Here is a 24,737-nt window from a genome sequence, read left to right on the forward strand (position 1 = left end):
ACTAGCCTCGAAGGTATGACTAGTCAGACCACCATCGACACGACGGGACCGGGGGACCGGGCGTCGACCGACCCGCCGGGGCCGACCCCGGCCGCGGGGCTGCGCGGCCACCCGTGGCTCACCCTCATCACCGTCGCCGTAGGGGTCATGATGGTGGCCCTCGACGGCACCATCGTGGCCATCGCCAACCCGGCCATCCAGAAGGACCTCGACGCGAGCTTCGCCGACGTCCAGTGGATCACCAACGGCTACTTCCTCGCCCTCGCGGTCTCCCTGATCACCGCGGGCAAGCTGGGTGACCGCTTCGGCCACCGGCAGACCTTCCTGATCGGCGTGACCGGCTTCGCCGCCGCGTCGGGCGCCATCGGCCTGTCGAACAGCATCGCCGCGGTCGTCACCTTCCGCGTCTTCCAGGGCCTGTTCGGCGCGCTGCTGATGCCGGCCGCGCTCGGCCTGCTGCGAGCCACCTTCCCGGCCGAGAAGCTGAACATGGCGATCGGCATCTGGGGCATGGTCATCGGTGCCTCCACCGCGGGCGGCCCGATCCTCGGCGGCGTCCTCGTCGAGCACGTCAACTGGCAGTCGGTGTTCTTCATCAACGTGCCGGTCGGCGTCCTCGCCCTGCTGCTGGGCCTGCTGATCCTGCTGGACCACCGCGCCGAGAACGCGCCGCGCTCCTTCGACCTGCCGGGCATCGTGCTGCTGTCCGGCGCGATGTTCTGCCTGGTGTGGGCGCTCATCAAGGCGCCGACCTGGGGCTGGGGCGACGTCAAGACCTGGGGCTTCATCGGCGCCTCGGCGCTGCTGTTCGTCCTGTTCGCGGTCTGGGAGACGAGGGTCGCCGAGCCGCTGATCCCGCTGGGCATGTTCCGCTCGATCCCGCTGTCCGCGGGTGTCGTCCTGATGGTCCTGATGGCGATCGCCTTCATGGGCGGCCTGTTCTTCGTGACGTTCTACCTCCAGAACGTCCACGGCATGAGCCCCATCGACGCGGGTCTGCACCTGCTTCCGCTGACCGGCATGATGATCGTCGGCTCCCCGCTCGCGGGCGCCGCGATCACCAAGCTCGGTCCGCGCATCCCGCTGGCCGGCGGCATGGCGGCGACCGCCATCGCCATGTACGGCATGTCGACCCTGAAGGCCGACACCGGCAGCGGTTTGATGTCGGTCTGGTTCGCCCTGCTGGGCTTCGGCCTCGCGCCGGTCATGGTCGGCGCCACCGAGGTGATCGTGGGCAACGCGCCCATGGAGCTGTCCGGTGTGGCCGGCGGCCTGCAGCAGGCGGCCATGCAGATCGGCGGCAGCCTCGGTACGGCGGTGCTGGGCGCCGTGATGGCCTCCAGGGTCGACAGCGAGCTGCCGGACAACTGGGCCGGCGCGGGGCTGCCGAAGCTGACCCCGGAGCAGCTGGACCAGGCCTCCGAGGCGGTCCAGGTGGGCGTGGCGCCGGTGACCAAGGGCATGCCGGAGGCTCTCGTCGCGAAGATCACCACGGTCGCCCACGACACCTTCATCTCCGGCATGAGCCTCGCCTCCCTGGTCGCGGCGGGCGTGGCGGCGGTCGCGGTGCTGGTCGCGTTCCTCACCAAGCGGGGCGAGAACGCGGAGGCGGGCGCGGGAGTCGGTCACATCTGACGCCGCGTTTCATGCCTCTTCCCGGCGGAGTTCGCTCATCAGGGTGACTCCGCTCAAGATCCCTCGCTCCGGGCGCGCGCCGCAGGTCACAGTGGGTCAGGTCCTCCGCAGGGCATGCGGGGACCGCCGGGCCGCGGCGCGCGCTGCTGGAGGGGGGCAGCGCGCGCAGGTCTGTCCGGGGAAAACCGGGGTACCCGCCCTTTGAGGCCGAACTGTCCATGACCACCAGGGAGTTGATGATGGCTGGCTTCGGGCACGGAACGCGCGGGTACCCCCGGTCACGCGGCCGTTCGTGGCAGCGGACCGGGCCGGACCGCGCGACGCTCGGGATCATCGGAACCGTCTGCGCGGTCGCCGGATTCTTCGCACTGGGCATCATCCTCGGCCCGGTGGCGATGTTCTGCGGCTGGCAGTCCATGGGCCGCAAATGGTCCACCGACCGCAACATCCCGGCCGTGGTCGCCCTGGTCCTGGGCGCGATCGACACGCTGCTGTCCCTGATCGCCCTGGCCGGCGCGGCCACGTGGGGCCACGGCCTCCTCTGACCCCGGCCCCACCCCCAACGCCCGCAACTCCAGGCCCCGTGCCCGGAGCTGCGGGCACTTGTGTGCCCACGCCCGCCTAGCTATGGGCAACGAACCCCCGCGCGGCCGCAAGAAGCCGAGCCGCCTAGCTGCAGCAGCGGGCAACCGTGCCCCTGTAGCTGCGGGCATGCGTGCCTCCCCCAGTGCCTCAAGGGTCTGGGGGACCCCCAGGGCGGCACGGGGTGGGCGATGGGGCCCCGCTCGAGCGAAGCCGAGAGCGGGGGAGGCACCCCGCAGTGCGGGCAAGCGAAACCTCGCGACGTTCACCGAGGCACGGGGCAACCAGCGAACACGGCTCAGCCAGGCCTCACGGCACCGCAGCGAGCCGAACTCAACAACCTTTGTCGGAGCCACCCCTCATCGCCGCTGCCCCTCCCGCTCCCCGGCCAGCCGAGCCACCTCCGCCCGCAGCAACCGCACCTCCTCCGTCAGAGCGGCGATCGCCTCCGTCTGCCGCCGCTCCTCCACGTCGTCCTTCTCGAACCGCGAGATGAACCACGCCGCGATGTTCGCCGTCACCACACCCAGCAACGCGATCCCGGACAGCATCAGCCCGACCGCGATCATCCGTCCCAGCCCGGTGGTCGGCGCGTGATCCCCGTACCCCACCGTCGTCATCGTCGTGAAGGACCACCACACGGCGTCACCCAGCGTCCGGATGTTCCCGTCGGGCGACTCCCGCTCCACCGACAGCACCGCCAGCGACCCGAACATCAGCAGCCCGATCACCGACCCCACGACATACGTCGTCAGCCGGATCTGCGGAGCCATCCGCGCCCGCCGCCCCACCAGCAGCAGCGTCGACACCAGCCGCAGCAGCCTGAGCGGCTGCAGCACCGGCAGCACCACCGCGCACAGATCGGGCCAGTGCCGGCGCACGAAGTCCCTGCGCCGGGGCGCGAGCGCCAGCCGCATGAGGTAGTCCACGGCGAAGGCGCCCCACACCACCCACTCCACGCCCGTGCACAGGGCCGTCAGCGAGTGCCCCGCCGAACCGTCCACGATGGGCACGGCGTACGCGACGGCGAACGCCACGGCCAGCGCCAGCAGGGGCCGTTGGGTGAGCCGTTCCCACCGCGCCTGCGCCGCATTCGTCTCCATGGCCGCATCGTAAGGAAGACGTGAGGGCGACGGAGACTCCGGCTCCGCCGCCCTCACGCCCAGTTCCCGGTCACGGGCCGCGCGGCGCTACGCGTCGCCGCCCGCCGCCCCCGGATCCGCCGCCGACACGTCCAGCAGCTGGTACCGGTCGATGGCCTGCTTCAGCACGGACCGGTCGACCTTGCCCTCCCGGGCCAGTTCGGTCAGCACCCCCACCACGATCGACTGCGCGTCGATGTGGAAGAACCGCCGCGCCGCGCCCCGGGTGTCGGCGAAGCCGAAGCCGTCCGCGCCGAGGGACTGGTACGTCCCCGGCACCCAGCGCGCGATCTGGTCCGGCACCGACCTCATCCAGTCGGACACGGCCACGAACGGCCCCTCGGAGCCGCTGAGCTTCCGCGTCACGTACGGCACCCGCTGCTCCTCCCCGGGGTGCAGCAGGTTGTGCTGCTCGCAGGCCACGGCCTCACGCCGCAGCTCGTTCCACGAGGTCGCCGACCACACGTCCGCCTTGACGTTCCACTCCTCGGCGAGGAGCCGCTGGGCCTCCAGCGCCCAGGGCACCGCGACACCGGACGCCATGATCTGCGCCGGGATCGAGCCGCCGGTGCCCTCGCTCAGCTTGTACACGCCCTTGACGATGCCCTCGACGTCCACGTTCGCCGGCTCGGCCGGGTGCCGGATGGGCTCGTTGTAGACGGTGAGGTAGTAGAAGACGTCCTCGCCGTGCGGGTGCTCGGCGTCACTGCCGTACATCCGGCGCAGGCCGTCCTGCACGATGTGCGCGATCTCGTAGGCGTACGCCGGGTCGTAGGCCACGCACGCCGGGTTGGTCGAGGCGAGGAGCTGCGAGTGGCCGTCCGCGTGCTGCAGACCCTCACCCGTCAGGGTGGTACGCCCGGCGGTCGCGCCCAGTACGAATCCGCGTGCGAGCTGGTCGGCCATCTGCCAGAACTGGTCACCGGTGCGCTGGAAACCGAACATCGAGTAGAAGACGTACACCGGGATCAGCGGCTCGCCGTGCGTGGCGTAGGCGGAACCGGCCGCGACCAGCGAGGCCGTGCAGCCCGCCTCGGAGATGCCGTCGTGCAGCATCTGGCCGGTCGGCGACTCCTTGTACGCGAGCAGCAGATCACGGTCGACCGCCTCGTACTGCTGGCCGAGCGGGTTGTAGATCTTCGCGCTCGGGAAGAACGAGTCCATGCCGAACGTGCGGTACTCGTCCGGCGCGATCAGCACGAACCGCCTGCCGAGCTCCTTGTCCCGCATGAGGTCCTTCAGCAGCCGCACGAACGCCATGGTCGTGGCGATGGACTGCTGACCGGTGCCCTTCTTCACGGTCGCGTACGTCTTGTCGTCCGGCAGCGCCAGCGGCTTCGAGCGGACGACCCGGGTCGGCACGTACCCGCCGCACTGCCGGCGCCGGTCGTGCATGTACTGGATCTCCTCGGAGTTCCGGCCCGGGTGGTAGTACGGCGGCGCGCCGGACTCCAGCTCCTTGTCGGAGATCGGCAGGTGCAGCCGGTCGCGGAAGCGCTTGAGGTCGTCGACCGTCAGCTTCTTCATCTGGTGCGTGGCGTTGCGGCCCTCGAAGTTCGGGCCCAGCGTCCACCCCTTGACCGTCTTGGCCAGGATGACGGTCGGCTGGCCCTTGTGCTCCACGGCGGCCTTGAAGGCCGCGTAGATCTTCCGGTGGTCGTGACCGCCGCGGCCCAGCATCAGGATCTGGTGGTCGCTCATGTTCTCGACCATCGCGCGCAGCCGGTGGTCGTCACCGAAGAAGTGATCGCGGATGTACGCGCCGGTCTCGGTCGCGTACGTCTGGAACTGGCCGTCCGGCGTGGTGTTCATCCTGTTGACCAGCACGCCGTCCCGGTCCTGCGCGAGCAGCGGGTCCCAGGAGCGGTCCCAGATCAGCTTGATCACGTTCCAGCCGGCGCCCCGGAAGACCGACTCCAGCTCCTGGATGATCTTCCCGTTGCCGCGCACCGGGCCGTCCAGGCGCTGCAGGTTGCAGTTGACCACGAAGGTCAGGTTGTCCAGGCCCTCGCGCGCGGCGATGCTCAGCTGGCCGAGCGACTCCGGTTCGTCCATCTCGCCGTCGCCGAGGAACGCCCACACGTGCGACTTGGAGGTGTCGGCGATGCCGCGCGCCTCCATGTAGCGGTTCATCCGCGCCTGGAAGATCGCGCCGAGCGGGCCGAGGCCCATGGAGACGGTCGGGAACTCCCAGAAGTCCGGCATGGAGCGCGGGTGCGGATAGCTGGACAGGCCGTCGGGGTACTTCGACTTCTCCTGCCGGAAGCCGTCCAGCTGCCTCTCGCTGAGGCGGTCGAGCAGGTACGCGCGCGCGTAGATGCCGGGGGAGGCGTGGCCCTGGAAGAAGACCTGGTCGCCGCCGTCGCCCTCGTCCTTGCCGCGGAAGAAGTGGTTGAAGCCCACGTCGTACAGCGAGGCGGAGGAGGCGAAGGTGGCGATGTGACCGCCGACGCCGATGCCGGGGCGCTGGGCCCGCGAGACCATCACGGCGGCGTTCCAGCGGGTCGCGTTGAGGATCCTGCGCTCGATCTCCTCGTTGCCCGGGAAGAACGGCTCGGCCCGGGTGGGGATCGTGTTGACGTAGTCCGTGCTGCGCATCTCGGGCACGGCCACGCGCCGCTCGCGGGCCCGCTCGATCAGGCGGAGCATGAGATACCGGGCCCGTTCCCGGCCGCGCTCGTCGACCGCGGCGTCGAGGGAGTCGAGCCACTCCTGGGTCTCTTCGGGATCGAAGTCAGGCACCTGACTCGGAAGGCCGCCAATGATGATCGGATTGCGATCGGATCCGGAAGCCACGCTGTTCCTTACCTGTCGGAGGGCCACTTCTTCACTCGTGCCTACACCGTTCCCCATCGTGTACCTCGGGAAGGCGTACGTCATCTCTACCGTGGGGTAACCAGCACACAGGGTCGGTCAAAACGCAACGATACGCCCGAGGTGTGACAGGCTTGCCAAACTTGTTCGAGAGTCGTTTGACTGGATGATTCCGAATGGAACAAAGCGGGCACAAGCGTGTGATGTGGGTCGCGATGAATCGGGATACGGTGCCAGGAGTTGCGCCGACACGGCCGGGATCGTCACCGTTTCGGCGGTCCGGACGGCCGGGTACTTGCGCGATCCGTCCCGCCCGTGTGGACTACGGCCAATGCTTCGCGCACGCGCGTGGCTGAGATATTCACCAAGACTGATCAGGAGGCAAACCGTGAGCGCGACCGCGGACCACGCGGAGGAGCGGACGAACCCTGCCGCCAGGCTGGGGTTCCAGCCCGGGCAGGTGGTCCAGGAGATCGGCTACGACGACGACGTCGATCAGGAGCTCCGCGAGGCCATCGAGGAAGCCATCGAGGGCGACCTGATGGACGAGGAATATGACGACGTGGCCGACGCCGTCGTGCTGTGGCATCGCGACGAGGACGGTGATCTCACCGACGCGCTCGTCGATGCCACGACGTACATCGAGGAGGGTGGCGCCATCCTGCTGCTCACGCCGAAGACCGGCCGCAGCGGGTACGTGGAGCCGAGTGACATCTCGGAGGCCGCGACCACCGCCGGCCTGACCGCGTCCAAGAGCGTCAGCGTCGGCAAGGACTGGAGCGGCAGCCGCCTGGCGACGCCGAAGGCCGCCAAGTCGAAGAAGTGACCGCCGCCGGACCGGGCCCGAGGGCCCGGTCCGGCCGCCGCGGACCCCCCGGTGATCGCTGCGTAGGGTGGAGCCGAGCGCTTGCCGCGCTCTGACCCGAACAGCCCACCGAAGGGATGCACGACGATGGCGATCCAGGTCGGCGACAAGGCGCCCGATTTCGAGCTCAAGGACAACCACGGCCGCACCGTGAACCTCGCCGACTTCCGCGGCGAGAAGAACGTGGTGCTGCTCTTCTACCCCTTCGCCTTCACCGGCGTGTGCACCGGCGAGCTGTGCGAGCTGCGCGACAACCTGCCGAGGTTCGCCGACCGCGACACCCAGCTCCTCGCCGTCTCCAACGACTCCATCCACACCCTGCGCGTATTCGCCGAGCAGGAGGGCCTGGAGTACCCGCTGCTGAGCGACTTCTGGCCGCACGGCAACGTCTCGCGCGCCTACGGCGTCTTCGACGAGGACAAGGGCTGCGCCGTCCGGGGCACCTTCATCATCGACAAGGAGGGCGTCGTGCGGTGGACCGTGGTCAACGGACTTCCGGACGCCCGGGACCTGAACGAGTACGTGAAGGCGCTCGACACCCTGTGATCCTCCGGGGTCAGGGCCTGCGGAGAGCGGGAACCCGTCACTAGGATCGGCACGTTGATCCCATATCCGAAGCACGACGGGGCTTCCCGCCCCTGAACACCACATGGAGGACCCGTGGGAGTCAGCCTCAGCAAGGGCGGCAACGTATCGCTGACGAAGGAGGCCCCGGGCCTGACCGCCGTCATCGTCGGTCTGGGGTGGGACGTGCGCACCACGACCGGCACCGACTTCGACCTCGACGCCAGCGCGCTGCTGCTGAACAACGCCGGCAAGGTCGCGAGCGACCAGCACTTCGTCTTCTTCAACAACCTCAAGAGCCCCGACGGCTCGGTCGAGCACACCGGTGACAACATCACCGGTGAGGGCGAGGGCGACGACGAACAGATCAAGATCAATCTGGTCGGCGTCCCGGCCGACGTCGAGAAGATCGTCTTCCCGGTGTCGATCTACGACGCCGAGAACCGCCAGCAGTCCTTCGGTCAGGTCCGCAACGCGTTCATCCGCGTGGTGAACCAGGCGGGCGAGCAGGAGATCGCGCGCTACGACCTCAGCGAGGACGCGTCCACCGAGACCGCCATGGTCTTCGGCGAGCTGTACCGGCACGGCGCGGAGTGGAAGTTCCGCGCCATCGGCCAGGGGTACGCCTCGGGTCTGCGCGGCATCGCCCAGGACTTCGGCGTCAACGTCTGACGCGTACGACAGCACCAGCTTCCGGCGCCGCACCGTTTACGGGCGGCGCCGGACGTGCAGGACAACCAAACAAGCACCACTAGGGGAGGACCAGCATCATGGGCGTCACGCTCGCCAAGGGAGGCAACGTCTCCCTCTCCAAGGCCGCACCGAACCTCACCAACGTCATGATCGGGCTCGGCTGGGACGCGCGCTCCACCACGGGCGCCCCCTTCGACCTGGACGCCAGTGCCCTGCTGTGCGGCGCCGGGAACCGGGTGCTGGGCGACGACTGGTTCGTGTTCTACAACCAGCTCACGAGCCCCGACGGCTCGGTCGAGCACACCGGCGACAACCTCACCGGTGAGGGCGAGGGTGACGACGAATCGATCCTGGTGGACCTGACCAAGGTCCCCCTCCAGTGCGAGAAGATCATCTTCCCCGTCTCGATCCACGCCGCCGACGAGCGCGGCCAGACCTTCGGCCAGGTCTCCAACGCCTTCATCCGCGTGGTCAACCAGGCCGACGGCCAGGAACTGGCCCGCTACGACCTGAGCGAGGACGCCTCCACCGAGACCGCCATGATCTTCGGCGAGCTGTACCGCTACCAGAGCGAGTGGAAGTTCCGGGCCGTCGGACAGGGGTACGCGTCGGGACTGCGGGGCATCGCCCTGGATTTCGGGGTCAACGTCTCCTGAAGCCGGACACGGCGTGTGCGAACGAGGTCTCCGGGTCCACCTCTCCCGTCCCCATGACCGTCGAGGGGCCGGGGCGCGCTGTCGGCACGAGGCGGGGACCTGCGGCGTTGTGACGGAGGTCCCCTCCCCGCCCCCGTCGGCGGAGCGCCCCTCTAGACTCGTGGTCAACATTTAGCAAAGCCGAGTACGGCGCGGGGGAAACTCTCCCCCCAGACATCGTCTGGGAGGTGCCCCCACAACATGATGGGGTAGCCAGTGCTTCTGAAAACCTTCGGCTGGTCGTTCGCGGTCACCGCGCTCGGCCTGGTCGCGGCCGCGTTCTACGGGGGGTGGACCGCCTTCGGGATCGTGGCGATCCTCGCCGTCCTCGAGATCTCGCTGTCGTTCGACAACGCGGTGGTCAACGCCGGAATCCTGAAGAAGATGAACGCCTTCTGGCAGAAGGTCTTCCTCACCGTCGGCGTCCTCATCGCGGTCTTCGGTATGCGGCTGGTCTTCCCCGTCGTCATCGTCGCGATCAGCGCCAAGATGGGCCCGATCGAGGCCGTCGACCTCGCGCTCAACAACAAGGACCGCTACCAGGAACTCGTCACCGACGCCCACCCGGCGATCGCCGCGTTCGGTGGCATGTTCCTGCTGATGATCTTCCTGGACTTCATCTTCGAGGACCGGGACATCCAGTGGCTGCGCTGGATCGAGCGGCCGCTCGCCAAGCTCGGCAAGGTCGACATGCTGTCGGTCTGCATCGCCCTGATCGTCCTGCTCATCACCGCCTTCACCTTCGCGACCCACGCCCACCAGCACGGCGGCGCCCACGTCGACAAGGCGCAGACGGTCCTGATCGCCGGCATCGCCGGCCTGATCACCTACATGATCGTCGGCGGCCTCTCCGGCTTCTTCGAGGACCGGCTCGAGGAGCAGGAGGAGCGCGAGCACGAGGAGGAGGAAGAGGCCGCACGCTCCGGCAAGAAGCGCTCGCCGGTCGTCCTGGCCGGCCAGGCGGCGTTCTTCATGTTCCTCTACCTCGAGGTCCTGGACGCGTCCTTCTCCTTCGACGGTGTGATCGGCGCCTTCGCCATCACCAACGACATCGTCCTGATGGCCCTCGGCCTCGGCATCGGCGCGATGTACGTCCGGTCCCTGACCGTGTACCTGGTCCGCCAGGGCACCCTCGACGACTACGTCTACCTGGAGCACGGCGCCCACTACGCCATCGGCGCCCTGGCCGTGATCCTCATGGTCACGATCCAGTACGAGATCAACGAGGTCATCACCGGTCTCGTCGGCGTCGTCCTGATCGCCTGGTCCTTCTGGTCCTCCGTCCGACGCAACCGCGCCCTCGCGGCGGCGGGCGAGGGCTCCGACGAGAAGGCGGAGGTCTCCTCCGGGGTCTGACCGCCCTGATGGGCCCCCGGGGCCCCGTTCGTCCGGATCGGACCGGCGGGAGGCCGTAGGGGCAAGATCAGGGACGTGACGGGGTGTGACGCCCCGCGCCGTGAGGAACGCTCTGATCGGGGCGGCCGACGTGGTCGGCCGCCCCGACGGCGTTCGAGACGAGTACCTGGGGGCGGGAATGGGATTCTTCGACGGGCTGCGCGGCGGACGCGCCGCCGAGTTCGACTCGGGCAGCGCCGCGAGCAACGCGATCGAACTGACCCGGCGGCACCAGCAGGTGTCCCTCACCAAACAGGACGCGGCCACCGGCCACCTGCGCGTCAACCTGACCTGGCGGATGCGGACCTCCGACTTCGACGTCACCCAGCGCACCAGCCTCTTCCGGCACCCCTTCCGGGCACTGAAGCCACCGGAGGTGCTCGGCCACGGGGAGAGCATGGTCAACGTCGACCTCGACCTGGGCTGCCTGTACGAGCTGACCGACGGCACCAAGGGGGTCGTCCAGCCCCTCGGCGGCTACCTCGGCGACGTCAACGCGCCGCCGTACATCAAGCTCAGCGGCGACGACCGGTTCGGCTCGGCGTCCGGCGAGACCATGTACGTCAACCTGGACCACCGGGACGCCATCAAGCGGCTGCTGGTGTTCGTGTACATCTACGACCGCACACCGGCCTTCGACCGCACCCACGCCATCGTCACGCTCTACCCCAGCAACGGGCCCCGCATCGAGATAGGCCTGGACGAACGCCACCCCCAGGCCCGGTCCTGCGCGGTCGTGATGATCGAGAACGTGAAGGGGGAACTGGTCGTCCGGCGCGAGGTGAAGTTCGTCTACGGCTTCCAGGGCGAACTGGACCGGCTGTACGGATGGGGACTGACCTGGGGGCGGGGCTACAAGTCGAAGGTGGAGCAGTAAGCCCTACCGGCCGATGAACTGCGGCCCCTGGGGCGGCAGCCGGAAGTCCGGGTCCAGCGGAGCCGCCGGCGCCGGATGCGGCTGGGCCTCGGGATGGCCGTAGGCGGGCAGCCCCGAGGCCGGCTGCGGATAGCCGTACGCCGGCTGCCGGGGCGACGCCGTCTGCGGATAGCCGTACGCCGGCTGGGCCGGCACCGCCGTCGTCGGCCGCTCCGGCGGAAGGGGCTGGGACGTCGTCTCCGGCGGGGCCTGCCGCGGCTCCTCCACCTCCGACTCGTCCACCGAGATACCGAAGTCCGTGGCCAGGCCCCGCAGACCGTTCGAATAGCCCTCACCCAGCGCGCGGAACTTCCAGCCCTCGCCGCGCCGGTACAGCTCACCGCAGATCAGGGCGGTCTCCGCACCCGTCTCCGGCTTGATCTCGAAATGGGCCAGCGGCTCCCCGTCGGCGACGGCGGCGTCGTACAGCAGGATGCACAGGGCCGGGACCTGGTCGAAGGAGACCCCGTCCGCCGAGGCGACCAGCAGAACACGGCTCACACCGGGCTCCACACCCGCGAGATCGGACTGGATCGTGTCCGTCAGGCCCTCCGGGGCCCGCTTCTTGCCCAGCCGCCAGACCTTCCCCGAGGGGTGCCGGGGCTGGTTGTAGAACACGAAGTCCTCGTCGGAGCGCACACGGCCGTCCTGGCCCAGCAGCAGCGCCGAGGCGTCCACGTCCGGAACCCCCTGCCCGGGCGTCCAGCGCAGCACGGCGCGCACCGTGGTGGCCTCGAGCGGGACGTTGGACCCCTTCAGCATCGCGTGCGTCATGCCGTCATCCTGCCTTCTGGGTCCTGGCCACGACAATGCGGGGTGTGGTGGCGCCGACGCGGGCCGGTTACCGGAAGTTCATGGCCGGAGGGAACCTCCGACATGGATCCCTACGTACTATTACCGGCCACCCTTTACCGAATCCAGAGGTCCGACCCGGACCCCTAAGGAGCCGTATGCGTCATTTCGGGCACATCGCCCCCGAGGTGCGGAAGCGTCTCTTCCATCAGGAGCCGTGCGAGTTCACCGCCGACTCCCCGGGCCGGCTGCTCTCCGCGGCCCTGGGCGCCACGCTGTACAGCCCGGCCACCCGGCCGCAACTGGCCGACGACATCGTCAAACAGGCCGGCAACGGCGTGGTCTCGATGGTGCTGTGCCTGGAGGACTCCATCAGCGACGCGGACGTCGCCGAGGGCGAGGAGAACCTCGTCCGGCAGTTCGCCGAGCTCGACTCCCGCACGGGAGCCGAACCGCCCCTGCTGTTCATCCGGGTACGGATCCCCGAACAGATCCCCGACCTCGTCCGGCGCCTCGGACCCTCCGTACGGCTGCTGTCCGGCTTCGTCCTGCCCAAGTTCACCGAGGAACGCGGCAACCCCTTCCTCGAGGCTCTCGCCCTCGCCGAGGCCGAGAGCGGACGCCGGCTCTTCGCCATGCCCGTCCTCGAGTCGCCCGAGCTGCTCTACCGCGAGAGCCGAGTGGACACTCTGGAGGGCATCGCCCGCGCCGTCGGCAAGCACCGCGACCGGGTTCTCGCCCTGCGCCTCGGCGTCACCGACTTCTGCTCCTCCTACGGCCTGCGCCGGGCCCCCGACATGACCGCCTACGACGTCCAGATCGTCGCCTCCGTGATCGCCGACGTCGTCAACATGCTCGGCCGCGCCGACGGCAGCGGATTCACCGTCACCGGCCCCGTCTGGGAGTACTTCCGGGTCCCCGAGCGCATGTTCAAGCCACAGCTGCGGCAGAGCCCCTTCCTTGAGGTGCAGGCCGTCGACCTGCGCGAGAAGCTCATCGAGCACGCCATGGACGGACTGCTCCGGGAGATCTCCCTCGACCAGGCCAACGGCCTGCTCGGCAAGACCTGCATCCACCCCTCCCACGTCCTGCCCGTGCACGCGCTGTCCGTGGTCAGCCACGAGGAGTTCAGCGACGCGGCGGACATCCTCCGGCCGGAACGCGGCGGCGGGGGTGTACTCCGGTCGGCCTACACGAACAAGATGAACGAAGTGAAACCGCACCGCGCCTGGGCCGAACGCACCCTCCTGCGCGCCGAGGTGTTCGGCGTGGCCGGCGAGGACGTCGGCTTCGTCGAACTGCTCACCGCCGGAATACCCGGCTGACCCCTCCCAACCCAAGGAACGCATGAACAACGCAGTGAACGACGGGGTCTGGTCCGGCACCTGGGTCGCCGAGCGGCTCGGAGTCGGACTGGAGGGCGACGACGGGCTGCCGGACCTGCTCGGACTCGCGCTGCGCCGCAACCCCAAGCGGGCCCACCTGCTGGTCTCCAACGTGCTCGGCAAACACGTACCCCAGTCACCCTCCGTGGTCTACGGCCATGGATTCCGGCTGGGCCGCCGGGTCCGCGCGCTGCTCGGCGAGACGGCGGCCGCCTCCGCCGTCGTCCTCGGCTACGCGGAGACCGCCACCGGCCTCGGCCACGCGGTCGCCGACGGCCTGGGCCTCGCCCCGTACCTGCACTCCACCCGCCGCCCCGTGACCGGCATCGCCCCCGCCGGCGGCTTCGAGGAGTCCCACAGCCACGCCACCTCCCACCTGCTGCTCCCCGAGGACCCCGCCCTGCTGTCCGGCGACGGCCCGCTGGTCCTGGTCGACGACGAGTTCTCCACCGGCAACACGGTCCTCAACACCATCCGCGACCTGCACGCCCGCCACCCGCGCGCGCGGTACGTGGTGGTCGCCCTGGTCGACATGCGCTCACCCGAGGACACCGCACGCCTGCACCGGTTCGCGGACGGCATCGGCGCCCGCGTCGACCTGATCGCCGCCGCCTCCGGCACCGTACGGCTGCCCGACGACGTCCTCGACCGGGGCCGCGAGCTCGTCGCACAGCACGAGACCGCCCGGCCCGACGAGACACCCGAACCGCCCCGCGGCCGGATCACCCGCGTCGACCTGCGCTGGCCCCACGGCCTGCCCGACGGCGGCCGGCACGGCTTCACCCCCGCGCACCGCGCCCGCCTGCAAGCCGCCCTGCCCGCCATGGCGGCCCGGATCGCCGAAGCACTGCCCGCCGGCGCCCGGCACGTCCTCGTGCTCGGCTTCGAGGAGCTGATGTACGCCCCGCTGCGCCTCGCCCGCGAACTGGAGCAGATCGCCCCGGACACCGAGGTGCGCTTCTCCACCACCACCCGCTCACCCGTCCTCGCCGTCGACGACCCCGGCTACGCGATCCGCACCCGCCTGGTCTTCCCCGCCCACGACGACCCCGCCGACGGCCCCGGCGAGCGATACGCCTACAACGTCGCGGGCGCCGGCTTCGACGCCGTCGTCGCCGTCGTCGACTCGGTCGCCGACACCCCCGCACTGCACGCCCGCGACGGCCTGCCGGCCCGCCTCGCCGCCCACACCCCGCACGTCCTGCTCGCCGTCGTCCCCTCCTACGTCCCCACGGCCCCCTCCACCACCTCCGAAAGGCCGGCCATGCTGTCCGAGCCCCTCCGCGGCCCCGCCTTCTCCTCGTACCCGCCCGACGAGGTCGGCTGGCTGCTGCGGGACCTCTCGGACGTCACCCTCGAGGCGCCGACCGAGGAGCGGGAGGAGGCCATCCAGAGCGGCGGGGCCCACTACGCCGAATCACTCCCCGTGGAATACCAGCCCAGCGAGCAGTACCAGCAGCTGTTCCACGCCGCCCTGGACGCCTCGGCCGCCCGGATCGCACACGCCGTCGGAGTCGTCACCGAGACCGTCCTCAACGAGGGCTCACCCCGCCCCGTACTGGTGTCGCTCGCCCGCGCCGGCACCCCCGTCGGCATCCTGATGCGCCGCTGGGCCCAGTTCCGGCACGGCCTGGACCTCGCGCACTACGCCGTCTCCATCGTCCGCGGCCGCGGCATCGACGCCAACGCGCTGCGCTGGCTGGCCGCCCACCACGACCCCCGGGACGTCGTCTTCGTCGACGGCTGGACCGGCAAGGGCGCCATCACCCGCGAACTCGCCCAGGCGATAGAGGAGTTCGAGAAGACCGAGGGCATCACCGGCTTCGACCCGGAGATCGCCGTCCTCGCCGACCCCGGCTCCTGCGTACGCACCTACGGCACCCGCGAGGACTTCCTCATCCCCTCCGCCTGCCTCAACTCCACCGTCTCCGGCCTGATCTCCCGCACCGTCCTGCGCGCCGACCTGGTCGGCCCCGGCGACTTCCACGGCGCGAAGTTCTACCGCGAACTCGCCGGCGCCGACCTCTCCATGACCTTCCTGGACGCCGTCGGCGCCCGCTTCCAGGAAGTCACCGGCACCGTCGACAGCGCCGTCAAGGAACTCATGACCGAGGACCGAACCCCCACCTGGGCCGGCTGGCGGGCCGTCGAGCGGATCAGCGAGGAGTACGGCATCCACGACGTCAACCTCGTCAAACCCGGCGTCGGCGAGACCACCCGGGTACTGCTGCGCCGCGTGCCCTGGAAGATCCTCGCCAAGGCCGGCGCCGGCCCCGACCTCGACCACGTACGCCTGCTCGCCGAACAACGCGGCGTACCGGTCGAGGAGGTCGGCGAACTGCCCTACACCTGCGTCGGACTCATCCACCCCCAGTACACCCGGGGCGCCACCGGCGCCGACGGCCGGGCGGTGAACGTCTGATGCCGGTACTCGTGGCGAGCGACCTCGACCGCACCCTGATCTACTCCGCCGCCGCCCTGGCCCTGACCATGCCCGACGCACGGGCCCCCCGCCTGCTCTGCGTCGAGGTCCACGAGAGCAGACCCCTGTCCTACATGACCGAGACGGCGGCCCAGCTGCTCACCGACCTCGGCGACGCGGCCGTCTTCGTGCCCACCACGACCCGGACCCGCAAGCAGTACCAGCGCATCAACCTGCCCGGCCCCCAGCCGGCCTACGCGATCTGCGCCAACGGCGGACACCTGCTCGTCGACGGGGCCACCGACCACGACTGGCACGCGCGCGTACTGGCACGCCTCGCCGACGAGTGCGCGCCGCTGGACGAGATCCGCGAGCACCTGATGCGGACCGCCGACCCCGTCTGGGTCCGCAAGCACCGGATCGCCGAGGACCTCTTCGCCTACCTCGTCGTCGAGCGCGAACTGCTCCCCGAGGACTGGGTGAAGGAACTGGCGGCCTGGGCGGAGCCCCGCGGCTGGACGGTCTCCCTCCAGGGCCGCAAGATCTACGCCGTCCCCAAGCCGCTCACCAAGAGCGCGGCCGTACGCGAGGTCGCCCGCCGCACCGGAGCGGAGCTGACCCTGGCGGCCGGGGACTCCCTCCTCGACGCCGACCTGCTCCTCGCCGCCGACCGGGGCTGGCGGCCCGGACACGGCGAACTGGCCGACAGTCAGTGGACCGCACCGGCCATCACCGCCCTGCCCGAGCGGGGCGTGCTCGCCGGCGAACGGATCACCCGGGAGCTCCTGCGGGCCGCCCGGGGCGAAACACCGGCCGGCCCGTCCCGCTGATCAGCCGCAGCAGCCCCCGCCGCAGCAGCCGCCGCCACCGCCCGTGCCCGGCGCGGTGGCCGGGGCGGCGGCCGTACCGCCCACGGCCACCGTCGACAGCAGCTTCACCGTGTCGTCATGGCCCGCCGGGCAGGCGGCGGGGGCGGCGGACTCCGCCATCGGACGGCTCAGTTCGAAAGTGTCACCGCAGGTCCGGCAACGGTACTCATAGCGAGGCATGCGCCCAGAGTAACCGGCAGCCGCTCCCGACTCACCGCAGACCGGGACGGCCGGACCCGCCCTCCTCCTTGCCCGGCAGCGGCATCGTCACCGGTGGAGTACCGGTCTCGTGCTCACGGCCCACAGGCTCGGTGGCCGGATCGGGATGACGGGCCCGGTAGTACGGATTGTCGGGCGGCAGGGTCGAACCGACCCGGCCGTACATGCCGAACGTCATCAGCAGCAGACCCACGATGAAGCTGAAGATCACGTTCTGGATCCGGAACGCCAGGAAGTTGTAGTCGCCGTCCAGCAGGGCGAGGTTCAGGAAACCGTTCAGCAGGAACAGCACCCCGAACACCATGTTCAGCGTGGACGCCACGTTCCCGCCGATCACCATGCCCGCCAGCAGGATCACCCCGACGACGATGGACAGCACACTCAGCGTGCCGTTGGTGTTCAGCCCGATGACCCTGTCACCGCCGGTGTTGAAGAAACCGATCTGGTCGATCAGACCCAGAATGCCGAAGACGAGCAGGAAGGCGCCGATCAGGCCGGCCCCGATGCGGTAGACCGTGTTCAGCCGGTGGTCGACGGGCAGATGCTTGTCGAACTGGATCTGCCGTCGAGGCCTCGTGTGCACTGCGTGTGTGGCCATGTCCGCCTCCTGTCGGGCGCTAGCGGAGGCCATCCGTCCATCCAGCATCCGCCTGCCCACCCCGAACCGCCACCACACGCATCGGCGCCCCGGAACCACACCGGGACCCCGGCTCAGCGGCCCGCGCCGCCCCCGCGCTCCTCGCGGATCCGCGACACCACACCGGCCACCGTCTGCCGCACCGCCTCCGTCTCCGTCAGGAAGTGCCAGTAGTCCGGGTGCCGCCCCCCCAGCGACCCGACCGCCCGCTCCAGCCGTCCCACCGCGTCGTCCAGCGGACGCGCATGCCGCGGATCGGGCGTCGTACGCCCCGTCATGGCCAGCCGCTGCGCATCCCGGATCGCGAACCGGGTCCGCTCCGTCTCCGCCTGCGGATCCTTCTGCACGGCGTTCAGCCGGGCGAGCCGGTCACCGGCGGCCGACACGGCCTCGTCGGTGCTGTTCAGCAGCGCCCGCACCGTCGACAGCAGCGACGTGGCGTCCGGCCACCGCTGCGCCTCCCGTGCCGCCTGCGCCTCGCGCAGCTTCAGCTCGGCCTGCCGCACGTTCTCCGCGGCCTGCGCCGGCACCTGCTGCAGATCCTGCCAGCACGCCGCCGCGAACCGCCGCCGCAGCTCACTCAGCACCGGGTCGACCTGCCCCGCCCGGGTGGTCAGCGCCTGTGCGCGGGTGCGCAGACTGACCAGCCGGTGATCGATCTCCGCGGCCCGCTCCGGCAACCGCTCGGCCTCGGCCCGGATCGCGGCGGCCTCCCGCTGCACCCGCTCGGCCCGCTCCAGCGTCTGCGGCACCCCGTGCTGCCCGGCACCCTGGTTCAGCCTCGTCAGCTCCGGGGACAGCGCGGCGAGCCGGGCGGCGAGATCATCCGCCGCCAGACCCTTCCCCCGCACGGCGTCCAGCGCGTTGCTCGCCCCCAGCAGCGCCTGCCGGGCCCGCTCCACGGCCGGCGCGAGCCGGGCCAGCTGGGTCTCGGCCTTGCCCAGCAACGGCCCCAGCGAGTCGCCGAAACGGTCCAGCTCCTGCTTGACCCGGAGCAGTTCGTCCTTGGCGGCGGTCAGCTCGCTCCGCGCCCGGGCGGCCGTGGCGGCCTCCAGACCGTCGCGGTCGAGGTCATGGGCGTCGACGGCCTGGATGTACCGCTGACTGACCTCGTCGATGCGCGCGCCCAGCGCCTCGAAGTCGGCGACGGCGCGCCGGGCGGCGGGAGAGTCGTCGACGGCCGTGATGGTCTCCACCGAGATCCGCAGATCCCGCTGGGCGGTGTCCAGTTCGTAGAACGCGGCGGCCGCGGCGTCCTTCGCCGCCTGCGCCTCCGCCCGCTGACTCTCCGCACGCCCGCCGAACCACCGCCGGGTGCCGCCCCCGGCGAAGGCGGCCGGCAGCACCAGCGCCACCACCAACGGCACGCTCATCAGCGTCAGGACGTCACGAACCCCCGCGGACCCACGCCGGGTCCGTCCGGTCGGCGACGGCGGGTACGACTGCGTGGATGGCGTGCCCGGTGTCGCCCTCACATCCCTCTCCCGTGCTGTGATCCGCCCTGCCTGGTGTCATTCTCCCACCTGTTGAAGACGAACACACGAGCCGATCAGTTCGCCGCAGGGCGCGGGACTTTCACCGACCGCACCCGGAACGCACACCGGTCGGAGAGTCCGGCTCGCCTGCCCACACTCCCGCTCGGGCTTGCAGGGCAGGCGTCGGGACAATGTAGGCTGTCGACCTGTCCCAGGGTGCGTAGCTCAGCGGTAGAGCGCCTGCCTTACAAGCAGGATGTCGGCGGTTCGAAACCGTCCGCGCCCACCATGAGGATGTGAGAAGGCCCAGTCCCCGCCGGGGGCTGGGCCTTCGGCTTCCGGGCGGGGCGGGTCTGTCGCCCGGCCGGACCTCTGTGATCACCTGCGCGGGTCAATCGGCGCCCTGCCGGGGTGCGGGGGCCGCCCGGGGGAAGTGCGATGGGCCTGCGGGCCGTTCTGTAGTGCCTCCCAGTTCTCCCCTCTCATGCTTCGCGACAGCTGTGGGGCCCGCCGCGGGGAAGGAACACAACACGTGAACGGTCGGAACGTCACTGCCCAGCGGTCCTGTGTGCGGCGCCGGGTCCTTTTCGCCTCCGCCGCGATGGCGGCCGCGCTCACCGGTCAGGTGCTGGCCCTCTCGCCCGTCGCGCACGCGGCCGGCGGGCCGACGCCGAGTGCCGGGCCGGTGCTGCCCGAGGTCATCCACGGGGTGCGGGAGTACACCGCGAACGGCACCTTCACACCGCCCCGCGGGGTGACCCAGATCCATGTCCAGGCCTGGGGGGCCGGCGGCGGTGGCGGTGGCGGTGGCGGTGCCGCGGGGACGCAGGCCGGTGGCGGTGGTGGGGGAGGCGGTGCCGGCGGCTTCACCTGGTGCGTCCTCAACGTCACGCCCGGCCAGCAGTACCGGGTGACCCTGGGCGCCGGTGGTATGCGCGGCAACGGGGGCGGCGCCACCCAGAGCGGCACCAACGGCACCACCGGCGGTGCGACGACCTTCACGTCCCCGAGTCACACCACCCTGCTCACCGCCACCGGCGGTGGTGGCGGCGGTGCGGGCGGGGCCGGCGGCCCCACCGCCCCCGGCACACCGGGTGCTGGTGGTCCCGGCGGCACTGGTTACTGCACCAGCGCCGTCGCGGTGAACCGGACCGGCGCGAACGGGCAGCCCGGCTCCGATTCGACCGGCGGTGCGGGCGGGGCCGCGGTGGACGGCATCGTCGCGCCCCCCGCGAGGGACGGCAGCGGCGGCGACGGCGGCAACGGCGGTGTCCCGGCGAGCAGCGCGGGCACCAGTGGCGGCGACGGCGGCAACGGCTATCTGGTCGTGTTCGTCTAGGCACCCGCCGACGCCCGTGGAGGCCTGCCGGAGCCGGTCCGGCTCCGGCCCTTCCGGGGCGTGGGACGAGAGGAACCCGGCGGTACGACCGCCGGGTTCCTCTCGTGCGCACCCGCTCTCCGGGGCGCGTGTCAGCCCTGCTCCGTCCGCTCCTTCTCGGGCGTCTCGGGTGCGTGCTTCAGCCTGCTGCGGGCGTCCACCCGGTCCGGGCCGGTGAGATCCGACCAGTAGCGGTGGGTGCTGACGAACACCGCAAGTTCGTGCTCGCGCTGCCGCAGCTTCTCCACCTCCGCCTGTTCGTCCTCCGTCCACCCGGGGGACGCGGACCGCTCGGTCTTGCGCCACCCGCTGTCGTCGCTGAAGCCGTCCAGCGGCTCGACCGACCAGGGGAGCCGCCTCAGCAGGGCCGACAGCTCGGCCCGTATCTGGTGCAGCTCCTCCTGACCGGCGAGCAGGTCACTCGGAAAGTCATAGGACGTACCCACGCGGCAATGATACGTCTGTTCGATTTTGAGTAGCGAGGTGATTCGCGAGGTTCAGTCGAACGGGCGATCGGCTCAGTGGCCGCTCTCGCGCAGCTCCGCGACGACGCGGACCGCCACCGGCACCGGTACCCCGTGCCGGTCCGCCGCGCGCAGCAGCGCCCCGCCGACGGCGTCGAGTTCGAGCGGGCGTCCCGCCTCGGCGTCGCGCTGCATGGAGGACTTGGTGGCGGCCGGGAAGGCGGCGTACCGGGCGAGGGCCCCGGCCGGGTCGGCGGGGGCGCCGCACGCGCGGCTGACCGCGGCCGTCTCGGCGACCAGCGACCGCAGCTCCTCGTCGTGCCGGGTGCGCACCTCGCCGAGAGGGAGGCCGTACCGCGTGGTGAGCAGGGCGAGGGGGGCGAGGAACGCCATCTTGGCCCACAGTGCCGCCGTCTCGTCCTCGACGACCCGGGTGGTGGGGCCGGCGCCGGACAGGGCCGCGGCGAGCGCGTCCAGGCGCGGCCGGGGCGCGGTGTCGCTCGCCAGGTCGATCTCCGTGAAGGGGCTGTCGTGCTCCAGCACGCCCGGCGCGGTCCGGGTCGTCTCCACCCGGATCACCGCCGGGGCCACGAGAGCGGGGCGGTAGCGGGCGCGCAGGGTCGCGGGGTGTTCGACGCCGTTGAGGAGCGGTACGAGGAGGGCGTCGCCGAGTGCGGCGGGCGGAACGCGGGTGAGGGCGTCGTCCAGGCCGGTGTGCTTGACGGTGATGAGGCAGGCGTCCACCGGTTCGCGCAGCTCGGTGTCGGCCTCCACGGGTGCGGTGAAGTCGCCGAACTGGCCGCTTCGGACCTGGATTCCGCCGGTGCGCAGGGTGTCGGCCGTGTCCTCGCGGGCCAGGCAGATGACGCGGTGGCCGGAGCGGGACAGGAGGGCGGCGAGGAGGCCGCCGACGCCGCCGGGGCCCAGCACGGCCACGGTCAGCCTCGTCCGCTCCGGCTTCTCCGTCTTCTCGGCCTGTCCGGCCCTTCCGGTCTGCTTCGTCGTCATGAGGGAGTTCCTCTCGTCGGTCGGCCCCGGGGTTCGGTGGCCGCCTTCGGCGTGATCCTCCCAGGGGTGTGCGCGTTGCGTGAGACTGGGGGCATGTGCCGGAGTATCAAGACGCTGCGTCCGCCCGTGCTGCCCGACGAGGCCACCGAGGACGACATCCACGCCGCCGCGCTGCAGTACGTGCGGAAGGTCTCGGGGTTCCGGGCGCCCGCCGCTCACAACCGCGAGGTGTTCGAACGGGCCGTGGAGGCTGTGGCGCAGGCCACGGCGGAGCTGCTCGGGGGGCTGGAGGTGCGGGGGCGGGCCGTGCGGACGGCGGCGGAGTAGGGCGCTCTCCCGAGCGCCAGGGTGTCCCGGGCGGCGGGTCGGCCGCCGCTCGGGTGCGCGGCGCTGCCCGCATCTGAAGCCGAATCCTGTCGGAGGCCAAACCCTGACGAGCAGTCACATGTCGCCGCCCGTACGGCGGTTGACGCCGAGTTCGCCAGTGACCGGCGTGCGCCGAGTGACGGTGGCGGGCAGCTGTGCAGGGAGCGGATTCGGTCGCACTTTCGGCCCGCGTCGTGGCGGGGCGGGCCCCGCCACGTGCGCTCGCGCCCGGAAAGGCGCCGCGAGCGGACACGGAACCATGGCTAAATGTTGAACTTGCAAGCATCGATTAGGTGGACCTAACCTGGGTCTCCATTCGGTACCGCCGCCCCCACGACCGGCCCGTCCCCGGCCGGCCCGACCGAACCGAAGAGGAGACCCCCCTCATGTCCGCACGTCTCAACTCCGCTCAGCCGTACGTCATCGGGCTGTTCCGCGTGGTCGTCGGCCTGTTGTTCACCGTGCACGGCGCCGCCTCGCTGTTCGGCGTCCTCGGCGGTGCCATGGGCACCCACGGCGGGACCATCGAGGCCGGCACCTGGCCCGGCTGGTACGCGGCGGTGATCCAGCTCGTCGCCGGCGGCCTCGTCCTGCTCGGTCTCGGCACCCGTGGCGCCGCGCTGATCGCCTCGGGCTCGATGGCGTTCGCGTACTTCGACGTCCACCAGCAGGCCGCGCTGTGGCCCATCCAGAACGGCGGCGAGCTGCCGGTCCTGTTCTGCTGGTCGTTCCTCCTGCTCGTCTTCACCGGTTCCGGCGCCTTCGGCCTGGACCGGCTGGTCACCCGGCGTACGGCCGCGACGCGGCAGCCCTCCGCCGAGCAGGCTCCGATCGCGGCCTGACCCGCTCACCGGGGCACTGCGTCAAGGTGCCGCGCCCGGGCATACGGACACGGCGCCCCATCCCGCTCTCGCGCGGGGTGGGGCGCTGTCGGGCCCGCTCGGTGTGGAGGGCGTGAAAAACGGGGTGACGATCGCGTGCGCCCCCTGAGAACCTCCTGTCACACCCGCGGCGTACGCTGTATGGCTGTCATCGGGGGAGTCACGGGGGAACGGGGAGTAGTCGTGTGGGAGAGCCTGGGGTCGCTGGCCGCCGGCCCATGGATCTACGTCATGGTGGCCCTGTCGGTGCTGCTCGACGTCTTTCTGCCGGTGCTGCCGAGCGGTGTCCTCGTCATCACGGCGGCCACGGCGGCGGCCGCGGGCTCGGGTGCCGCCACGGGACAGGTCCCGCACGAAGTGCCGGACATCCTCGCGCTGATCCTCTCCGCCGCGACCGCCTCGCTGCTCGGTGACTTCGCCGCCTACCGGCTGGCCTGGCGGGGCGGGGAGCGCCTGGACCGGGCGATAGGCCGCTCCCGTCGGCTGACCGTCGCGCAGGAACGTCTCGGCGAGGCGCTGTCCCGGGGTGGCGGGGCCCTGGTGGTGCTGGCCCGGTTCGCGCCGGCGGGCCGCTCGGTGGTGTCCTTCTGCGCGGGCGCGGCGCACCGCCGGGCCCGTGACTTCGTGCCCTGGTCCGCGCTGGCCGGCCTGTCCTGGGCCGCCTACAGCGTCGCCCTCGGCTACTTCGGTGCCCGCTGGCTGGGCGCCACCTGGCTGGCCACCTGCGTCTCGGTGGCCGCACTGGTCGGCGCGGGTGCGGCGGCCGGGTTCCTGGTGCGGCGGCGGCCGGCGTAGCGGTCCTGGCGTGGGGTCGCGCGGTCCCGGTCCAGGTGCGGCGCCGCCCTCCCCGGACGCCTGTTCGCGGCGGCCGGAGAGGGCTGTGGGGGGCGGGCGGTCAGCAGCTCGCCAGGTAGTTCGTCAGCGCGGACTTCTCCGCCGTGTCGACCGACAGGTTGTAGTAGTACTTCACCTGTACCCAGGCGCGGACGTACGTGCAGCGGTACGCGGTGCGGGACGGCATCCAGGTGGCCGGGTCCTGGTCGCCCTTGGCCTGGTTGACGTTGTCGGTGACGGCGATGAGCTGCGGGCGGGTCAGGTCGTTGGCGAAGGCCTGCCGCTGGGCGGTGGTCCACTTGCTCGCGCCGGAGTCCCAGGCCTCGGCCAGCGGCACGAGGTGGTCGATGTCGAGGTCGGAGGCGGCGGTCCAGGTGGCGCCGTCGTACTGCGAGTACCAGCTGCCGCTGGTGGCGGCGCAGGCGGAGTCGGTGACGACGTTCGAGCCGTCCCGCTTCAGGACCGTCTCGCGGGTGTTGCAGGCACCGCTGATGGTGATCCAGTGCGGGAACAGGTCGCGGTTGTAGCCGGTGCGGTTCTCGGTGGCCACGGTCAGCTGGGAGAGGTAGCTGCGGGCGGTGGCGCCGCTGACCGGCGTGGGCAGGGCGGCGGAGGCGCTCGGGGCGTTGAACAGGGCGACGGAGGCTACCAGTGCGCTGAGGGTGGCGAGTATGCTCAGTCGTCGACGCGCGTAGAACCGGGACAT

At 71.0% G+C, this 24,737-nt stretch carries 24 protein-coding genes and 1 tRNA gene; 16 read left to right on the forward strand and 9 right to left on the reverse strand.

All coding sequences use genetic code 11. The features are described from left to right. Window positions 1-15 precede the first annotated feature (15 nt). Together AB0924_RS07990 and AB0924_RS07995 are read left to right on the forward strand one after the other, a co-directional pair. Complete coding sequence (locus tag AB0924_RS07990) at window positions 16-1,635, forward strand: MFS transporter (protein WP_358927196.1); 1,620 nt, start codon at window positions 16-18, stop codon at window positions 1,633-1,635. A 236-nt stretch (window positions 1,636-1,871) separates the two neighbouring features. Then, the gene (locus AB0924_RS07995) at window positions 1,872-2,180 is read left to right on the forward strand and encodes a small hydrophobic protein (protein WP_174266320.1); all 309 of its coding nucleotides are present in this window, start codon (window positions 1,872-1,874) and stop codon (window positions 2,178-2,180) included. A gap of 396 nt (window positions 2,181-2,576) precedes the next feature. Here the strand turns inward: AB0924_RS07995 and AB0924_RS08000 are convergent, their stop codons facing one another. Beyond that, a complete protein-coding gene (locus AB0924_RS08000; RefSeq protein WP_358927195.1) occupies window positions 2,577-3,320 on the reverse strand; it encodes a potassium channel family protein in 744 nt (247 codons plus the stop codon). Window positions 3,321-3,407: 87 nt separating this feature from the next. Further along, window positions 3,408-6,155, reverse strand: coding sequence for a pyruvate dehydrogenase (acetyl-transferring), homodimeric type (gene aceE / locus AB0924_RS08005; protein WP_358927194.1), 2,748 nt, complete (start codon window positions 6,153-6,155; stop codon window positions 3,408-3,410). A gap of 406 nt (window positions 6,156-6,561) precedes the next feature. On the opposite strand from aceE, the gene AB0924_RS08010 reads away from it, so the two are divergent. The 6 genes from AB0924_RS08010 to AB0924_RS08035 all read left to right on the forward strand — a co-directional run bounded on the left by AB0924_RS08010 (window position 6,562) and on the right by AB0924_RS08035 (window position 11,262). Then, on the forward strand, window positions 6,562-6,999 hold the full coding sequence (locus AB0924_RS08010; RefSeq protein ID WP_358927193.1) for a DUF3052 domain-containing protein: 438 nt from the start codon (window positions 6,562-6,564) through the stop codon (window positions 6,997-6,999). Window positions 7,000-7,125: 126 nt separating this feature from the next. Continuing rightward, on the forward strand, window positions 7,126-7,584 hold the full coding sequence (locus AB0924_RS08015) for a peroxiredoxin (protein WP_358927192.1): 459 nt from the start codon (window positions 7,126-7,128) through the stop codon (window positions 7,582-7,584). Window positions 7,585-7,698: 114 nt separating this feature from the next. Further along, a complete protein-coding gene (locus tag AB0924_RS08020; protein ID WP_358927191.1) occupies window positions 7,699-8,274 on the forward strand; it encodes a calcium homeostasis/redox stress adaptation protein in 576 nt (191 codons plus the stop codon). Between the two features lie 98 nt (window positions 8,275-8,372). Further along, window positions 8,373-8,951, forward strand: coding sequence for a TerD family protein (locus tag AB0924_RS08025; RefSeq protein ID WP_358927190.1), 579 nt, complete (start codon window positions 8,373-8,375; stop codon window positions 8,949-8,951). Window positions 8,952-9,206: 255 nt separating this feature from the next. After that, the gene (locus tag AB0924_RS08030) at window positions 9,207-10,346 is read left to right on the forward strand and encodes a DUF475 domain-containing protein (protein ID WP_358927189.1); all 1,140 of its coding nucleotides are present in this window, start codon (window positions 9,207-9,209) and stop codon (window positions 10,344-10,346) included. A gap of 178 nt (window positions 10,347-10,524) precedes the next feature. Next, window positions 10,525-11,262, forward strand: a complete 738-nt coding sequence (locus tag AB0924_RS08035) for a Tellurium resistance (protein ID WP_358927376.1) — start codon at window positions 10,525-10,527, stop codon at window positions 11,260-11,262. Window positions 11,263-11,265: 3 nt separating this feature from the next. Here the strand turns inward: AB0924_RS08035 and AB0924_RS08040 are convergent, their stop codons facing one another. Then, window positions 11,266-12,075 (reverse strand): TerD family protein, encoded by an 810-nt coding sequence (locus AB0924_RS08040; RefSeq protein ID WP_366910943.1) that lies wholly within the window; start codon window positions 12,073-12,075, stop codon window positions 11,266-11,268. A 176-nt stretch (window positions 12,076-12,251) separates the two neighbouring features. Here AB0924_RS08040 and AB0924_RS08045 point away from each other — a divergent pair, with 176 nt between their 5' ends. Genes AB0924_RS08045 through AB0924_RS08055 form a run of 3 tightly spaced genes read left to right on the forward strand, consistent with a single transcriptional unit; the run spans window position 12,252 to window position 16,730 of the window. Continuing rightward, on the forward strand, window positions 12,252-13,418 hold the full coding sequence (locus AB0924_RS08045; RefSeq protein WP_358927187.1) for an HpcH/HpaI aldolase/citrate lyase family protein: 1,167 nt from the start codon (window positions 12,252-12,254) through the stop codon (window positions 13,416-13,418). A 22-nt stretch (window positions 13,419-13,440) separates the two neighbouring features. Continuing rightward, window positions 13,441-15,900: a phosphoribosyltransferase gene (locus AB0924_RS08050; RefSeq protein WP_366910944.1), complete on the forward strand. Its 2,460-nt coding sequence runs from the start codon at window positions 13,441-13,443 to the stop codon at window positions 15,898-15,900. Further along, on the forward strand, window positions 15,900-16,730 hold the full coding sequence (locus AB0924_RS08055; protein WP_366910945.1) for an HAD family hydrolase: 831 nt from the start codon (window positions 15,900-15,902) through the stop codon (window positions 16,728-16,730). The genes AB0924_RS08050 and AB0924_RS08055 overlap by 1 nt, the downstream gene beginning before the upstream one ends. On the opposite strand, the gene AB0924_RS08060 is transcribed toward AB0924_RS08055, so the two are convergent. The 3 genes from AB0924_RS08060 to AB0924_RS08070 all read right to left on the reverse strand — a co-directional run bounded on the left by AB0924_RS08060 (window position 16,731) and on the right by AB0924_RS08070 (window position 19,100). Beyond that, window positions 16,731-16,949: a zinc ribbon domain-containing protein gene (locus AB0924_RS08060; protein ID WP_366910946.1), complete on the reverse strand. Its 219-nt coding sequence runs from the start codon at window positions 16,947-16,949 to the stop codon at window positions 16,731-16,733. A gap of 31 nt (window positions 16,950-16,980) precedes the next feature. Then, window positions 16,981-17,586 (reverse strand): DUF4383 domain-containing protein, encoded by a 606-nt coding sequence (locus AB0924_RS08065; protein ID WP_358927183.1) that lies wholly within the window; start codon window positions 17,584-17,586, stop codon window positions 16,981-16,983. Between the two features lie 113 nt (window positions 17,587-17,699). Continuing rightward, window positions 17,700-19,100, reverse strand: coding sequence for a hypothetical protein (locus AB0924_RS08070; RefSeq protein ID WP_366910947.1), 1,401 nt, complete (start codon window positions 19,098-19,100; stop codon window positions 17,700-17,702). A 214-nt stretch (window positions 19,101-19,314) separates the two neighbouring features. Here AB0924_RS08070 and AB0924_RS08075 point away from each other — a divergent pair. Continuing rightward, window positions 19,315-19,389: transfer RNA gene (locus AB0924_RS08075), tRNA-Val, on the forward strand. 243 nt (window positions 19,390-19,632) lie between these two features. After that, window positions 19,633-20,439 carry a hypothetical protein gene (locus AB0924_RS08080; RefSeq protein WP_366910948.1) on the forward strand — a complete coding sequence of 269 codons (807 nt, stop codon included), beginning with the start codon at window positions 19,633-19,635 and terminating at the stop codon, window positions 20,437-20,439. Window positions 20,440-20,570: 131 nt separating this feature from the next. Here the strand turns inward: AB0924_RS08080 and AB0924_RS08085 are convergent, their stop codons facing one another. Both AB0924_RS08085 and AB0924_RS08090 read right to left on the reverse strand, forming a co-directional pair. Then, window positions 20,571-20,924, reverse strand: coding sequence for a hypothetical protein (locus AB0924_RS08085; RefSeq protein ID WP_358927180.1), 354 nt, complete (start codon window positions 20,922-20,924; stop codon window positions 20,571-20,573). A 72-nt stretch (window positions 20,925-20,996) separates the two neighbouring features. Further along, on the reverse strand, window positions 20,997-21,950 hold the full coding sequence (locus tag AB0924_RS08090) for a 2-dehydropantoate 2-reductase (RefSeq protein ID WP_366910949.1): 954 nt from the start codon (window positions 21,948-21,950) through the stop codon (window positions 20,997-20,999). Between the two features lie 93 nt (window positions 21,951-22,043). Between AB0924_RS08090 and AB0924_RS08095 the strand changes: the two genes are divergently transcribed. The 3 genes from AB0924_RS08095 (at window position 22,044) to AB0924_RS08105 (ending at window position 23,992) form a co-directional block, all read left to right on the forward strand. Beyond that, entirely contained in the window at window positions 22,044-22,277 is a 234-nt protein-coding gene (locus AB0924_RS08095; protein ID WP_358927178.1) for a DUF2277 domain-containing protein, read from the forward strand. Window positions 22,278-22,702: 425 nt separating this feature from the next. After that, window positions 22,703-23,158 carry a DoxX family protein gene (locus tag AB0924_RS08100; protein WP_358927177.1) on the forward strand — a complete coding sequence of 152 codons (456 nt, stop codon included), beginning with the start codon at window positions 22,703-22,705 and terminating at the stop codon, window positions 23,156-23,158. Window positions 23,159-23,338: 180 nt separating this feature from the next. Next, window positions 23,339-23,992, forward strand: coding sequence for a VTT domain-containing protein (locus tag AB0924_RS08105; RefSeq protein WP_358927176.1), 654 nt, complete (start codon window positions 23,339-23,341; stop codon window positions 23,990-23,992). Between the two features lie 100 nt (window positions 23,993-24,092). Here the strand turns inward: AB0924_RS08105 and AB0924_RS08110 are convergent, their stop codons facing one another. Then, window positions 24,093-24,737 (reverse strand): HNH endonuclease family protein, encoded by a 645-nt coding sequence (locus AB0924_RS08110; RefSeq protein ID WP_358927175.1) that lies wholly within the window; start codon window positions 24,735-24,737, stop codon window positions 24,093-24,095.

Source organism: Streptomyces sp. NPDC047869 (assembly GCF_040704065.1).
In the GTDB taxonomy this organism is placed as follows: domain Bacteria; phylum Actinomycetota; class Actinomycetes; order Streptomycetales; family Streptomycetaceae; genus Streptomyces.

Bases quoted from the DNA above. Each gene is read 5' to 3' on its own strand.
- AB0924_RS08000 (WP_358927195.1), bottom strand. From the start codon at position 3,320: ATGGAGACGAATGCGGCGCAGGCGCGGTGGGAACGGCTCACCCAACGG.
- AB0924_RS08110 (WP_358927175.1), bottom strand. From the start codon at position 24,737: ATGTCCCGGTTCTACGCGCGTCGACGACTGAGCATACTCGCCACCCTC.
- AB0924_RS08095 (WP_358927178.1), top strand. From the start codon at position 22,044: ATGTGCCGGAGTATCAAGACGCTGCGTCCGCCCGTGCTGCCCGACGAG.
- AB0924_RS08040 (WP_366910943.1), bottom strand. From the start codon at position 12,075: ATGACGCACGCGATGCTGAAGGGGTCCAACGTCCCGCTCGAGGCCACC.
- AB0924_RS08045 (WP_358927187.1), top strand. From the start codon at position 12,252: ATGCGTCATTTCGGGCACATCGCCCCCGAGGTGCGGAAGCGTCTCTTC.
- AB0924_RS08050 (WP_366910944.1), top strand. From the start codon at position 13,441: ATGAACAACGCAGTGAACGACGGGGTCTGGTCCGGCACCTGGGTCGCC.
- AB0924_RS08060 (WP_366910946.1), bottom strand. From the start codon at position 16,949: ATGCCTCGCTATGAGTACCGTTGCCGGACCTGCGGTGACACTTTCGAA.
- AB0924_RS08055 (WP_366910945.1), top strand. From the start codon at position 15,900: ATGCCGGTACTCGTGGCGAGCGACCTCGACCGCACCCTGATCTACTCC.
- AB0924_RS08090 (WP_366910949.1), bottom strand. From the start codon at position 21,950: ATGACGACGAAGCAGACCGGAAGGGCCGGACAGGCCGAGAAGACGGAG.
- AB0924_RS08025 (WP_358927190.1), top strand. From the start codon at position 8,373: ATGGGCGTCACGCTCGCCAAGGGAGGCAACGTCTCCCTCTCCAAGGCC.
- AB0924_RS07995 (WP_174266320.1), top strand. From the start codon at position 1,872: ATGATGGCTGGCTTCGGGCACGGAACGCGCGGGTACCCCCGGTCACGC.
- AB0924_RS08035 (WP_358927376.1), top strand. From the start codon at position 10,525: ATGGGATTCTTCGACGGGCTGCGCGGCGGACGCGCCGCCGAGTTCGAC.
- AB0924_RS08105 (WP_358927176.1), top strand. From the start codon at position 23,339: ATGGCTGTCATCGGGGGAGTCACGGGGGAACGGGGAGTAGTCGTGTGG.
- AB0924_RS08015 (WP_358927192.1), top strand. From the start codon at position 7,126: ATGGCGATCCAGGTCGGCGACAAGGCGCCCGATTTCGAGCTCAAGGAC.
- AB0924_RS07990 (WP_358927196.1), top strand. From the start codon at position 16: ATGACTAGTCAGACCACCATCGACACGACGGGACCGGGGGACCGGGCG.
- AB0924_RS08065 (WP_358927183.1), bottom strand. From the start codon at position 17,586: ATGGCCACACACGCAGTGCACACGAGGCCTCGACGGCAGATCCAGTTC.
- AB0924_RS08100 (WP_358927177.1), top strand. From the start codon at position 22,703: ATGTCCGCACGTCTCAACTCCGCTCAGCCGTACGTCATCGGGCTGTTC.